Origin of the sequence: Streptomyces sp. NPDC015171, assembly GCF_043079545.1 — a bacterium.
Classification (GTDB): domain Bacteria; phylum Actinomycetota; class Actinomycetes; order Streptomycetales; family Streptomycetaceae; genus Streptomyces.
The window spans coordinates 450,697-464,269 of the sequence record NZ_JBIBUO010000005.1 but is presented as its reverse complement, the minus strand read 5'-3'; the positions used below and the strand labels follow the sequence as shown (position 1 = coordinate 464,269).

Sequence of the window (13,573 nt, the reverse complement as noted above, 5' to 3'; positions counted from 1 at the left end):
TTCGGCTCCCCGCTCAACAGACACTTCTCTCAGCAAGGAACTGCCATGCGCCGTACCGCACTTGCCGCCCTCTGTCTCGCCGCCGCGGCCACAGCGGGACTCACCACCGGTTGCCAGCCGGGGCAGAACTCGGCGGACAGCAAGCCGAAGGGGCCCTTCGCCGGACAGAGCGGCAATGAGATCGTCGAGCGCGCGATGAAGGCCACCACCGGTGCCTCGTCCGTGCGGATGAAGGGCCGGATCGCCGACGACGAGAGCAAGGGCACCATCGAGATCGACATGGCGCTCAACCGGAAGGGCGAGTGCGCCGGCACGATGAGCATGGGCGGCCAGGGCAAGGCCGATCTGATCAAGACCGGCAGTGTCGTCTACATGAAGTACGACGAGGCGTTCCTGCGCGCCCAGAGCGAGGGCGAATCCAAGGCCGACACGGACGCGGCCGTGAACATGCTGGCCGGGAAGTGGACCCAGATGTCCGCGAAGGGCCAGGACGCCAAGGACATCGCGAGCTTCTGCGACCTGGACTCGCTGCTCGGCGATGTGCGCGACGGCGACGCCGCGGGCACCACCCGCGGGAAGACCACGCGGATCGACGGCACGCCCGCGATCACCCTGCACGAGAAGGACGGCAAGGAGCGCTACACGGCGTATGTGGCGACCGAGGGCAAGCCCTACCTGCTGAAGATCGACAGCGCGTCCGGCGCCAAGGAGCCGGAGCACCTGACGTTCGGTGACTACGGCCGGCCGGTCTCCGCGAAGAAGCCCGCGGGGAAGATCATCGACCTGGACGCACTGGGCGGCTGACACCTGGCGGCGCCGATACCGGGCAGCACTCGACAGCGGGCGGTGCTCGACAGCGGGCGGCGCTCGACACCGGGCAGGGGCCCGGCGCGGGGTCAGAGCGGGTGGCGCACCCATACGTTGGGTTCGACGTAGACGGCGTACCCGCGCTCCGGTTCGCAGCGGACCGGGACCAGCGCGCCGGGCACCTCGATGTCGCCCGCCGCGTCGAAGGGCAGCCCGGTCCAGTTGCGCCACTCCTCCAGGGAGCCGCTCACGGTCATCGAGGCCGGGGCGATGGAGTCGATGGTGGCGCCGGCCCGGGCGTGGACGCGCAGCCACGGGTCCTCGGGCAGCCCGTCGGGGCGGACCCGGCGGGCGTACTCGGTGATCGGGGTCCGCGGTTCGCGGTGCTTGGCGTTCGGACGGACGGGGGCGACGACCTCGCCGAAGCCGCGGGCGCGGGCGTTGTCCCGCATCGCCGAGAGCATGACGGCGGACAGGCCGCGGCCCTGGGCGTGCGGGGCGATGGTGACCGAGATGGCGCTGACGGTGTCCGGGCGGGTGCCGCTGCGCAGGTCGGCGAAGGCCCAGGCCAGCACTTGGTCCCAACCGCGGGCGGGCAGGGTGCGCCGGCCTTCCGTGTCGAGGGCGAACGGCACGCTGTAGGCGTGGGCGGCGATCCGGCCGTGCTCGTCCTCGGCGAACAGCGCGTACTCCGGCAGTTCGGTGGGGATGCGACCGTAGTGGGTGGTGCCCACGGGGTCGTGGGTGACGAACTCGGGCCAGGTGTCGGCCATCTCGCGCACCGCCGGCAGCCGGTCGGGCCGCTCGGCGAGGCTGCTCACCTTGATGTCCATGGCGGTCACCGTAGGCGGACCGGCCCGGGCCCGGTAGCGAATTACCGGGTCAGCGAATGAGCGGGTCAGCGAGTTACCGGGCCGGCGAGTGGTCAGCGGGCGCGGAAGCGCTCGGGTGCCTTGGTCGGGTTGCCGCCGGTGGGGAGCTTCTGGCGGGGACAGGTGGCGAGGACCTTCTTCATGGCCGCCTGTTCGGCGGCGGTGACCCACAGGCCGTACTTCTTCTTGACCGCGACCTGGGCGGCGACATAGGTGCACCGGTAGCCGCTGTTGGGCGGGAGCCAGGTGGCCGTGTCGCCGTCTCCCTTGCCGCGGTTGGTGCTCGCGTCGACCGCGATGAGGTTGAGCGGGTCGTTGGCCAGGGCTATGCGCTTGCTGGGGGCCCAGTACTTCGCGCCCTTCTGCCAGGCGTCGGAGAGGGCGACGACGTGGTCGATGTCGACCTGGCTGCGACCTCGCCGGTAGGTGATCTCCTTGCCGGAGTAGGGGTCGGGCTCCAGCAGCCCGTAGGTGACCTTGCAGGTGCCGCCGGTGAACTTCACCTTCTTCAGGTCGCGCTTGAGTATGTCGTCGCGGGTGTCGCAGGAGTTGGAGTCGGTGTCCGCCCAGGCGGTGCCGAACCGGGCCCGGGAGTAACCGGTCTTCGGCGCCCTGCCCTTGACGGTCAGTGAGCCGGCGGCGGTCAGGGCCGCGCCCCCGCCTCCGGTCTCCTCGGGCCCGGAGGCCCCGTCGGTCCGCTCGACCGTGCAGCCGGTCACGGCGACCAGCACGGCCACCGCGGTGACCGCTCCGCCCCTCAGACGCGTCACGCGTCCCCCTTGTTCGCCCTGGTCCGCTCCTCGGGTGCGGGGCGGATCGTTCCGCTCCCACGGTAACGTCCCCGCACCGCCCGCCAGATAGGGCATTAAGGGGTGATCGGCGGGCAATCAGGGCTCGACCTGGGGCATGTGACGCCCACGCAGGGGGAGTGCGGCGCCCGGGCCGGTGCGCCCGTGCGCCTCTCACCCGCCTCCGCGCGTCCGACGAGGACGAGGCGGCCCTGCCGGCGCTGCTCGTCCACTCGCCGGCCCCGGACGCCGACCGGACTTGACCCTGCCACTGGCGTCAGGGTCCGACGATCCCGGCATGAGCGAGAACAGCCTTCCCCAGGGTCCCCGTACCGTCATCGTGACCGGCGCCGGCACCGGCATCGGCCGCGCCACCGCACGCGCGTTCGCCGCCGAGGGCGCCCAGGTCGTCGCCGTCGGCCGCCGGGCCGCGCCCCTGGCCCAGACCGCCGAGGGGCACCCCGGGATCACCCCGCTGACCGCCGACCTGACCGCCGAGGACGGCCCCGGGACCGTCGTACGGGCCGCGCTGGAGCGGTACGGCCGGATCGACGTGCTCGTGCACAACGCGGGCGTCGTATCCGCCGACTCCCTGCGCGGCTACACGCGCGCGTCGGTACGTCCGCTGCTGGAGACCAACCTCCTGGCACCCGTGCTCCTCACCCAGGCCGCGCTGCCCGCGCTGGAGGAGAGCCGGGGCGTCGTGGTGAACGTGACGACGTCGGTGGGCCAGCGGGCCTGGCCGGGCAACTCCCTGTACGCGGCGGGCAAGGCGGCCCTGGAGGTGCTGACCCGCAGCTGGGCGGTGGAGCTGGCGCCGCACGGCATCCGGGTGGTCGCCGTGGCCCCGGGCGCGATCGAGACGCCGATCGCCGAGCACTCCGGGTTCACCCCCGAGCAGCGCGCCGCCCTGCGCGCATGGCAGCTCGACCACACCCCGCTCGGCCGGATCGGCCGCCCCGAGGAGGTCGCCTGGGCCATCACCGGGCTCGCCTCCCCGCAGGCGTCGTTCGTGACGGGCGTGGTGCTGCCCGTGGACGGCGGGGCGGTCGTCGCCTGACCGCCGGGCCGCCGAGCCGCCGCCCGCGACGACACCGGCCGACACCGGACGGCACCGGCGGCCCGTGTCCTCGGCACCCACCGCCGATCTCCCCTGCGGGGTGCTCGCCCGGTGCCACCGGCCGACGGGCACCCCTGACACGCACCCCTGACACGCGCCCCTGACACGCACCCCAGGGGCCGGCCGGCTCCCTGAACGCGTCAGACGCTCTCGCCCGCCTCCCGCAGCGCCGTCGCCAGTCGGTCCCGCAGCGCCGTCTGGGCGGCGATGCGGGCGTCGAGCACGGCCAGCCGGTCCCGGGCGACCCTCAGCCCCTCGGCGGAGGGGGGACCGGCGGTGACGTCGCCGTCCAGGCAGGTGAGGAACGCCCGTACGTCGTCCAGGGTGAGGCCGGCCTCCAGCAGCCGGCGGATGTTGCGGACCCGGACCGCCGTACGGGCGTCGTACGCGCGGTAGCCGTTGGCGGCGCGCGCCGAGCCGATCAGGCCCTGCTGCTCGTAGTGGCGCAGGGCGCGCGGTGTCGTTCCGGTCGCCTCGGCCAGTTCACCGATCCGCACGCGCGCCCCCGTCCCCGCTCACGCCCCCGTCCCTCGTCCGCTAGCCCAGGATCGAGGTGAGGAACTCGCCGACCCAGGCCAGCAGTTCGCGGCCGACCAGCGGCTTGCCGCCCACCTTCGCGGTCTTCGGGCGCGGGATCAGCACCTGGTGCGCGGCCGGCTTGATGACCGTGCCCGGGTAGAGCCGCTTGACCCGCAGCTCCTGCGACTCGCGCAACTCCACGGGGGCGAAGCGGATGTTGGTGCCCTGCAGGACGATCTCGCCGACGCCGCACGCGCGCGCGAGCATCCGCAGCCCGGCCACCAGCAGCAGGTTCTCCACCGGCTCGGGCAGCTTGCCGTAGCGGTCGGTCAGCTCCTCGCGGACGGCCTTGACGTCCTCCTCGCTGTTGGCGGAGGCGATGGCCCGGTACGCCTGGAGGCGCAGCCGCTCGCCGGGGGCGTAGTCGTGCGGGACGTGCGCGTCGACGGGCAGCTCGATCTTGACTTCGAGCGGCTGCTCCTCCTCGGCCCCGCCGTCCTCCAGCTGGCGCCGGTAGTCCGCGACCGCCTCGCCGACCATGCGGACGTACAGGTCGAAGCCGACGCCGGCGATGTGCCCGGACTGCTCGCCGCCGAGCAGGTTGCCGGCGCCGCGGATCTCCAGGTCCTTCATCGCCACGTACATGCCCGCGCCCATCTCGGTGTGCTGGGCGATCGTCGCCAGACGCTCGTGCGCGGTCTCCGTCAGCGGCTTCTCCGGCGGGTACAGGAAGTACGAGTAGCCGCGCTCGCGGCCCCGGCCGACCCGGCCGCGCAGTTGGTGCAGCTGGGACAGGCCGAAGGTGTCGCCGCGCTCCACGATCAGCGTGTTGGCGTTGGAGATGTCGATGCCGGACTCCACGATCGTGGTCGACACCAGCACGTCGAACTTCTTCTCCCAGAAGTCGACGACGACCTGCTCCAGCGCCGATTCCGACATCTGGCCGTGCGCCGTGGCGATGCGCGCCTCGGGGACGATCTCGCGCAGTCGCGCCGCCGCGCGGTCGATGGACTCGACGCGGTTGTGGATGTAGAAGACCTGGCCCTCGCGCAGCAGTTCGCGGCGGATGGCCGCGCCGATCTGCCGCTCCTCGTACGGCCCGACGAAGGTGAGCACCGGGTGGCGCTCCTCCGGGGGCGTGGTGATCGTGGACATCTCGCGGATGCCGGTGACCGCCATCTCCAGGGTGCGCGGGATCGGGGTGGCGGACATCGTCAGCACGTCGACGTTGGCGCGGAGCTTCTTCAGCTGCTCCTTGTGCTCGACGCCGAAGCGCTGCTCCTCGTCCACGATGACCAGGCCCAGGTCCTTGAACTTGGTCTCCGAGGAGAACAGGCGGTGGGTGCCGATGACGACGTCCACCGCGCCCTCCTTCAGCCCCTCCAGGACGGCCTTGGCCTCGGTGTCGGTCTGGAAGCGGGAGAGCGCCCGCACGTTCACCGGGAACTGCGCGTACCGCTCCGAGAAGGTGCCGAAGTGCTGCTGCACCAGGAGGGTCGTGGGGACGAGGACGGCCACCTGCTTGCCGTCCTGTACGGCCTTGAAGGCGGCCCGCACCGCGATCTCGGTCTTGCCGTAGCCGACGTCGCCGCAGACCAGGCGGTCCATGGGGACCGTCTTCTCCATGTCCTCCTTGACCTCGGCGATGGTGGTGAGCTGGTCCGGGGTCTCCGCGTAGGGGAAGGCGTCCTCCAGCTCGCGCTGCCAGGGGGTGTCGGAACCGAAGGCGTGGCCGGGGGCGGCCATGCGCGCGCTGTACAGCTTGATCAGGTCGGCCGCGATCTCCTTGACGGCCTTCTTCGCGCGGGCCTTGGTCTTCGTCCAGTCCGCGCCGCCCAGGCGGTGCAGGGTGGGTGCCTCGCCGCCGACGTACTTGGTGATCTGCTCCAGCTGGTCGGTCGGGATGTAGAGCCGGTCGCCCGGCTGGCCGCGCTTGGCGGGCGCGTACTCGACGACCAGGTACTCGCGCGTGGCGCCCTGCACGGTGCGCTGGACCATCTCGATGTAGCGGCCGACGCCGTGCTGTTCGTGGACGATGTAGTCGCCCGGTTCCAGGGTGAGCGGGTCGATGGTCTTGCGGCGGCGGGCCGGCATGCGGGCGCCCTCGCGGCCGGTCGCGCGCTGCCCGGACAGATCGGTCTCGGTGAGTACGGCGAGCTTGAGCGCCGGGTCCACGAAGCCGTATTCGATCGAGCCGCAGGAGACGTGCACCACGGAGGGGCTCAGCTCGCCGAGGTCGGAGTCCTGGCGGGCCGCGATGCCCTCGCCGCCGAGCACCTCCACGGTGCGCGCGGCCGGGCCGTGGCCCTCGGTGACGTACACCGTGCGCCAGCCGTCGGCGAGCCAGCCCTTGGTGTCGGCGAGGGCCCGCGCGGTGTCGCCGCGGTAGGTCTCCGGCGCGTGCATGCCGAGCTTGAGGGTGTCCGCCTCCAGTTCGAGGTCGGCGGCGAACGGGGACACCGACCACCACATCATGTCCAGCTCGCGCGCGTGGTCGCGGATGTCCGCGATGGACCGCAGGGAGGCCGCGCCGACGTCGATCGGGGCCTCGCCGCCGCCCGCGGTGGCCGCCCAGGACGCCTGGAGGAACTCCTGCGAGGTCGCCACGAGGTCGGCGGCGCGCGTACGGACCCGCTCCGGGTCGCAGACGACGGCCATCGCGCCCTTGGGCAGCACGTCGATGAGCAGTTCCATGTCGTCCACCAGGACCGGGGCCAGGGACTCCATGCCCTCGACCGCGATGCCCTCGGCGATCTTGCCGAGCAGTTCGCCCAGCTCGGGGTGGTGCTCGGCGAGGTCACGCGCGCGGGCGCGCACGTCGTCGGTGAGCAGCAGCTCGCGGCAGGGGGGCGCCCACAGGCCGTGCTCGGCGACTTCGAGGGAGCGCTGGTCGGCGACCTTGAAGTAGCGGATCTCCTCGACGTCGTCGCCCCAGAACTCGATGCGCAGGGGGTGTTCCTCGGTGGGCGGGAACACGTCCAGGATGCCGCCGCGCACGGCGAACTCGCCGCGCTTCTCGACCAGCTCCACGCGCGCGTAGGCGGCAGCGGCGAGGGCTTCGACGACGGCGTTCAGATCGGCGCTCTGGCCGGTCCTCAGGGCTACGGGTTCCAGGTCGCCGAGGCCCTTGACCTGGGGCTGGAGCACGGAGCGCACGGGGGCGACGACCACCGACACCGGGCCGGTCTCGGGGTCGTCGGGACGGGGGTGGGCCAGGCGCCGCAGCACGGCCAGGCGGCGGCCCACGGTGTCGCTGCGCGGGCTGAGCCGCTCGTGCGGGAGGGTCTCCCAGGAGGGGTACTCCACGACGCCCTCTTCGGGGAGCAGGGAGCGCAGCGCGGCGGCGAGGTCCTCCGCCTCCCGGCCGGTGGCCGTGACCGCCAGCACCGGGCGGCCGGCCTCGCGGGCCAGGGCGGCGACCGCGAAGGGGCGGGCCGCCGGGGGGCCGACGAGGTCGACGTGCGGGCGGTTGCCGTCCGCCGCCGCCACGATCGCTTCCGCGAGGGCGGGGTCCTTGACGACGGCGTCGAGCAGACCGTGCAGGCTCATGGGGAGGCTTTCCGTCCGGGTGTGGGCAACGCGAACAGCCCGACTCGGATGACGGGCCGGGGGGTCTCCAGCGTACGACGGTGTCGGCGGCGGCGCGGGAGGCTGTGGACAACGCCCGTGCGCCACGGCGGCCGATCCCCCGTAAGCCCCGGCGGCCGATCCCCCGTGAGCCCCGGCGGCCGATCCGGTCGCCCGCCCCGCAGAGCCGCCCCGCCGCACCCCCCCGACCGCAGACCTGTCCCCGCGTACCCGCACCCCCGTCCCCACGGCCCTGTCCCCACGGCCCTGTCCACGCCCGGTGCACCTCCGTGCACCTCCGTGCACCCCGGCACCCACAGCCCCCCGGCCACCCCGGCTGCGCCCCGGCACCCACGGCCCCGGCCGCCCCCGGCCGCCCCCGCTGCGCCCCGGCGCCCCCGGACGCGGTCGGCCGTCGCTGTGTGCCCCGCCCCCCGGCGGACCCGCACAGCCCGGCGCCGGGGAGTCCCCCAAGACTCCCCGGCGCCGGGTTCTCCCCCGCAACCCCCGTATGCGGTGGTCGTCGGTCCAGCCCGCGCGGCTAGTCCGTCGCGATCGCGTTCAGCACGTTCATCCGGCCGGCCCGGAAGGCCGGGATCAGCGCGGCGAACAGGCCCACGAAGGCCGAGCCGATGAACACCCCGGTGATCGTCGGCCACGGGATCTCCAGGACCTTGAGGCCCTCCAGGGCGAGCAGCTTCTGGGCGGTCGCGCCCCAGCCCATGCCCAGGCCGAGGCCGAGCAGGGCGCCGAAGACGGCGATCACCACGGACTCCAGGCGGATCATGCGGCGCAGCTGGCGGCGGGAGAGGCCGATGGCCCGCATGAGGCCGATCTCCCGGGTCCGTTCGACCACGGAGAGCGCCAGGGTGTTCACCACACCGAGGATCGCGACGATGATCGCGAGCGCCAGCAGGCCGTAGATCATGTTCAGCAGCTGGCCGATCTGGTCCTTCAGCTCCTGCTTGTAGTCGGTCTGGTCGCGCACGGTGTACTGCGGGTAGTCGTGCAGGGCCGACTTCAGCGCCGCGTAGGCGGTCTTCTCCTGGCCGTCGTCGGCCGTGGCGAAGAGCAGGTCGTCGAGGGGCATGTCGCCGGCGGGCACGTACTTGGCGGCCGTTGCGATGGACGCGTACATCGCGCCCTTGTCGATGACGGCGTCGTCGCTGGTGATCGCGCGGACGGTCAGCCTGGCCGTCGTGCCGTCCTTGAAGTCGACCGCGACCGTGGAACCGACCTTGATGCCGTGCTTCTCGGCGAAGCCTTCGAAGACGGACATCGAGTCGGGCTTGTAGGCGTCGGCGAGATCGCCGGCCACGGTCTTGGTGCGCAGGTCCTGTGCGTAGGTCGGGTCGGCCGCGTTGATCGTCTCGCCGTCCGAGACACGGCCGTCGGGTGTGGTCAGCTTGGCGTCGAGCAGCTTGTACTCGGTGACCCGGGCGAGGCCCGGCGTGTCCTTGACGGCCTTGACCGCCTGCTTGGTGAGGACGTCGCCGTTGTCGTTCTGGATGATGAAGTCCGTGCCCACGGTCTTGTCCAGCTGGTCGGTGGCGGAGGCCACCATGGAGGAGCCGACCACCGACAGGCAAGCCACCAGGGCGAGGCCGATCATCAGGGCGGCGCCGGTGGCGCCGGTGCGGCGCGGGTTGCGCAGTGCGTTGCGCTCGGCCATGCGGCCCACGGGTCCGAAGATCCGCAGGATGATCAGGCCGAGGACGCGGACCAGGCCGGCGGCGAGCAGCGGGCCGATGATCACGAAGCCGATCAGGGTGAGCACCACGCCCAGGCCCAGCCAGCCCGACCCGGCCTTGGCCTCGTCGGCGGTGCCGGCGACGTAGAGGCCGTAACCGCCCGCGCCGGTGAGGAGCAGGCCGATGACGGCCCGGACGGCACCCGCCTTGGCGTCGGCCGGGGCGCCCGCTTCGCGCAGGGCGGCCATCGGGGAGACCTTGCCGGCGCGGCGGGCGGGCAGGTAGGCGGCGAGGACGGTGACGACCACGCCGAGGGCCAGGCCGATCGCGGGCGTGGTCCAGACGACCGTCAGATCGTCGGTGGACAGGTGCATGTCCATCAGGCCCATGAGCTTCATCAGGCCGACCGCGATGCCGACCCCCGCGCCGACGCCGAGCACCGAGCCGACCACGCCGAGCAGCAGCGCCTCGACCAGCACGGACCGGTTGATCTGCTTGCGGGAGGAGCCGATGGCGCGCATCAGGCCGATCTCGCGGGTGCGCTGGGCGACCAGCATGGAGAAGGTGTTGATGATCAGGAAGATGCCGACCAGGAAGGCGATCCCGGCGAAGCCGAGCATCGCGTACTTCATGACGTTCAGGATGTCCCCGAGGTCCTTCCGGTTGGCGTCGGCGACCTCCTTGGCGGTCTGCACCTTGTAGCCGTGCCCGAGGGCGGCGGTGACGTTCTCCTTCAGCCGCGCGTCGGTCACCCCCTTGGCGGCGGTGACGTTGACGCCGGTGTAGACGCCGCTCTCGCCGACCAGGGCCTGCTGGGCGGTCCTGGTGTCCAGGTAGAAGATCGCCGCGCCGGGGTTGGTGACCTGGAAGGAGGCGATGCCGGACACGTGCGCCCGGTGCGTGCCGACGGCCGTGATCACACCGATCTCGTCGCCGAGCTTCAGGTGGTGCCGGTCGGCGGTGTCGGCGTCGACCATCACCTGGTCCGCGCCCTTGGGCGCCTTGCCGGAGGTGATCTCCATGGTGCGGGCGTCGTTGGCGTTCCAGTTGCCGACGATGGTCGGGGCGCCGCTGCCCGGCGACAGCTTGTCCTTGTCGGCGTCGACGACGGTCGCGGAGGTGGAGAACACCGTGCCCTCGGCGGAGCGCACGCCCTCGGCCTTGCGGACCTCGCCGAGGACGGCGGCCGGCATGACCGGCGGCTTGCCGGTGCGGGAGGTGGTCCGGCCGCTGTCGGAGGAGCCCTTGGCGCTGACCGTCACGTCCGAGGAGGTCGCCTGGAACAGCTTGTCGAAGGTGGTGTTCATCGTGTCGGTGAACACGAGGGTGCCGCACACGAACGCCACCGACAGCATGACCGCCACGGCGGACAGCGCCATGCGCCCCTTGTGCGCGAAGAAGTTGCGCATCGAGGTCTTCAGGACCGTCATGACGTGCGCCCCCGGGCGTCGAAGTCCTTCATGCGGTCCAGGACCTGGTCGGCCGTCGGCTGGTACATCTCGTCGACGATGCGGCCGTCGGCGAGGTAGAGCACGCGGTCGGCGTAGGAGGCGGCCACCGGGTCGTGGGTCACCATGACGATGGTCTGGCCGAGTTCGTCCACCGAGCGGCGCAGGAAGCCCAGAACCTCCGCCCCCGCGCGCGAGTCGAGGTTTCCGGTCGGCTCGTCCCCGAAGATGATCTCCGGGCGGGCGGCGAGCGCGCGGGCCACGGCGACGCGCTGCTGCTGGCCGCCGGAGAGCTGGGTCGGCCGGTGCTTGAGGCGCCCGGCGAGCCCGACGGTCTCCACCACCCGGTCCAGCCAGGCCCGGTCGGGCTTGCGGCCGGCGATGTCCATGGGCAGCGTGATGTTCTCGATCGCGTTCAGCGTGGGCAGCAGGTTGAACGCCTGGAAGATGAAGCCGATCCGGTCCCGGCGCAGCTGGGTGAGCTTCTTGTCCTTCAGGCCGGTGATCTCGGTGTCGTCCAGGTGGATCTGACCGCTGGTCACGGTGTCGAGACCGGCGAGGCAGTGCATCAGGGTGGACTTGCCGGACCCCGAGGGGCCCATGATCGCGGTGAACTGACCGCGGGCGATGTCCACGTCGACGTGGTCGAGGGCGACGACACGGGTCTCGCCGGACCCGTACGCCTTCACGACCTGCCGCGCCCGAGCGGCAACGGCCGTACGCCCTCCAGTGCCCCCGTGCCTGGGAATGGTCACAGCCGATGTCACTGTATGTCTCCTATGTCGGTTGACAGGTCGAGAACGGTCGCCCGGTCCCGGGTGTCGTGTGCGGTACGTCGTCGAGTCTCGCGGCCGGCCGGGGGCTCGCGCGCTGGTGCGAAGCCCCGTCTTTCCGGGGGGAAAACCCCACCCCGGCCGGTGCGGCCCACCGCCCCCCAGCGGTGTAAAGCCAGGTTAAGGAGCACCCCGGCCCGGTCTCGTCCTCCGCCGGGACGACCCCTCCCCGAGTCATAGGACGGAGGTACCCCTAGGGGTGCTCCACCGGCGGGTGGAGCCCTTCTCGGGGCCGGCTCCACCCTTCGACGCGGAAAGGCTCCACCCTGCCGTCGCGTCAGGGGCAAGTCCGGGCACCGCCTGACGTCCCGTGGGAAGCTGGCGTCGCGCACATAGGTGCAGGGGGCAACGGGGTAGCTTCCCGCGGGGAGCACGGGAGGGGTGTGCGGTGGGGAGTACGACACCGGCGATACGGGGCACCGCCGGCAGGCGGGACAGCGGACGGCGCGGTGCGGTGGTCGCCGCGCTCATGCTGGCGATGGCACTGGCGGCGCTCGATTCCACCGTCGTCTCCACGGCCGTACCGCAGATCGTCGGCGACCTCGGCGGGTTCTCCGTCTTCTCCTGGCTGTTCTCCGGCTATCTGCTCGCCGTCACCGTCACGCTCCCCGTCTACGGCAAGCTGTCCGACACCTTCGGCCGCAAGCCGGTGCTGGTGGTGGGCGCGGCCGTGTTCCTGCTGGGTTCACTGCTGTGCGCGGCGGCCTGGAACATGGGGACCCTGATCGCGTTCCGGATCGTGCAGGGCCTGGGCGGCGGGGCGTTGCAGGGCACCGTGCAGACGCTGGCCGCCGATCTGTACCCGCTGGCGGAGCGCCCGAAGATCCAGTCCAAGCTGTCCACGGTGTGGGCGGTCTCCGCGGTGGCCGGGCCCGGGCTCGGCGGGGTGCTCGCCGCCTACGCCGACTGGCGCTGGATCTTCCTGATCAACCTGCCGATCGGCGCCGCCGCGCTGTGGCTGATCGTCCGCCATCTGCACGAGCCGGAGCGGGAGAGGGCGCCCCGCGCGCGCGTGGACTGGGCCGGCGCGCTCGCGGTGTTCGCGTGCGGCGGGGTGCTGCTGACCGCGATGGTGCAGGGCGGGGTCGCGTGGCCGTGGGTGTCGGTGCCGTCGCTGGCCCTGTTCGGCACGGGCCTGTTCCTGGCCGTCGTGGTGGTGGCGGTGGAGCGGCGGGCCGCCGAGCCGATCATCCCGGGGTGGGTGTGGCGGCGCCGTACGATCGCGGCCGTCAACCTCTCGCTCGGGGCGCTGGGGCTGCTGATGGTGGCGCCGTCGGTGTTCCTGCCGACGTACGCGCAGTCGGTGCTCGGACTCGCGCCGGTGGCCGCGGGGTTCGTGCTGTCGGTGTGGACGCTCAGCTGGCCGGTGACCGCGGCGCTGAGCCAGCACGTCTACCGGCGGATCGGCTTCCGGGACACCGCGCTGCTCGGCATCGGCCTGGCGTCGCTGATCCTCTTCGCGTTCCCGTTCCTGCCCTACCCCGGCTCCTGGTGGCAGCCGACGCTGCTGATGCTGCTGCTGGGCGGGGCGCTCGGACTGTTCCAGCTGCCGCTGATCGTCGGCGTGCAGTCGACCGTGGGCTGGTCGGAGCGCGGCACCACGACCGCGTCGGTCCTGTTCTGCCGGCAGACCGGCCAGACCCTCGGCGCGTCCCTGTTCGGCGCCGTCGCCAACGGGGTGCTGGCGGCACGGCTCGGCGGCGCGGGCGACCTGGACTCCATCACGCGCGCCCTGGACGACGGTACGGCCCCGGAGGCGACCCGGCGGGCGATCGCCGACGCGGTGCACGCGGTCTACCTGGGGGCGGCGGGCGCGGCGGCACTGGCGTTCGTGGTGCTGCTGCTGGTGGCACCCCGACGGTTTCCGGTGCTTCAGGAGTGACGTTTCCGCGGGCGCTTCCGGCAGGTGACGTTTCCGCAGGTGCTCC

At 72.4% G+C, this 13,573-nt stretch carries 9 protein-coding genes; 3 read left to right on the top strand and 6 right to left on the bottom strand.

Going from position 1 to position 13,573, the window contains the following annotated elements:
* Positions 1-45: 45 nt before the first annotated feature.
* Positions 46-804 (top strand): hypothetical protein, encoded by a 759-nt coding sequence (locus ACF073_RS17360; protein ID WP_392070766.1) that lies wholly within the window; start codon positions 46-48, stop codon positions 802-804.
* Positions 805-896: 92 nt separating this feature from the next.
* On the opposite strand, the gene ACF073_RS17355 is transcribed toward ACF073_RS17360, so the two are convergent.
* Both ACF073_RS17355 and ACF073_RS17350 read right to left on the bottom strand, forming a co-directional pair.
* Entirely contained in the window at positions 897-1,640 is a 744-nt protein-coding gene (locus tag ACF073_RS17355) for an N-acetyltransferase (RefSeq protein WP_392070764.1), read from the bottom strand.
* 92 nt (positions 1,641-1,732) lie between these two features.
* On the bottom strand, positions 1,733-2,449 hold the full coding sequence (locus tag ACF073_RS17350; RefSeq protein ID WP_392070762.1) for an HNH endonuclease family protein: 717 nt from the start codon (positions 2,447-2,449) through the stop codon (positions 1,733-1,735).
* 316 nt (positions 2,450-2,765) lie between these two features.
* Here ACF073_RS17350 and ACF073_RS17345 point away from each other — a divergent pair, with 316 nt between their 5' ends.
* Positions 2,766-3,527 (top strand): SDR family NAD(P)-dependent oxidoreductase, encoded by a 762-nt coding sequence (locus tag ACF073_RS17345; protein WP_392070760.1) that lies wholly within the window; start codon positions 2,766-2,768, stop codon positions 3,525-3,527.
* A gap of 200 nt (positions 3,528-3,727) precedes the next feature.
* Here ACF073_RS17345 and ACF073_RS17340 read toward each other — a convergent pair whose 3' ends face one another.
* The 4 genes from ACF073_RS17340 to ACF073_RS17325 all read right to left on the bottom strand — a co-directional run bounded on the left by ACF073_RS17340 (position 3,728) and on the right by ACF073_RS17325 (position 11,579).
* The gene (locus tag ACF073_RS17340) at positions 3,728-4,084 is read right to left on the bottom strand and encodes a MerR family transcriptional regulator (RefSeq protein ID WP_392070758.1); all 357 of its coding nucleotides are present in this window, start codon (positions 4,082-4,084) and stop codon (positions 3,728-3,730) included.
* Between the two features lie 40 nt (positions 4,085-4,124).
* Positions 4,125-7,655 carry a transcription-repair coupling factor gene (mfd, locus tag ACF073_RS17335; RefSeq protein WP_392070756.1) on the bottom strand — a complete coding sequence of 1,177 codons (3,531 nt, stop codon included), beginning with the start codon at positions 7,653-7,655 and terminating at the stop codon, positions 4,125-4,127.
* Between the two features lie 559 nt (positions 7,656-8,214).
* Positions 8,215-10,794 carry an ABC transporter permease gene (locus ACF073_RS17330; RefSeq protein WP_392070754.1) on the bottom strand — a complete coding sequence of 860 codons (2,580 nt, stop codon included), beginning with the start codon at positions 10,792-10,794 and terminating at the stop codon, positions 8,215-8,217.
* Positions 10,791-11,579, bottom strand: a complete 789-nt coding sequence (locus ACF073_RS17325; RefSeq protein ID WP_392070752.1) for an ABC transporter ATP-binding protein — start codon at positions 11,577-11,579, stop codon at positions 10,791-10,793. Before ACF073_RS17325 ends, ACF073_RS17330 begins: the two co-directional genes overlap by 4 nt.
* Positions 11,580-12,033: 454 nt before the next feature.
* Between ACF073_RS17325 and ACF073_RS17320 the strand changes: the two genes are divergently transcribed.
* On the top strand, positions 12,034-13,527 hold the full coding sequence (locus ACF073_RS17320; RefSeq protein ID WP_392070750.1) for an MFS transporter: 1,494 nt from the start codon (positions 12,034-12,036) through the stop codon (positions 13,525-13,527).
* The last annotated feature ends 46 nt before the right edge of the window (positions 13,528-13,573 follow it).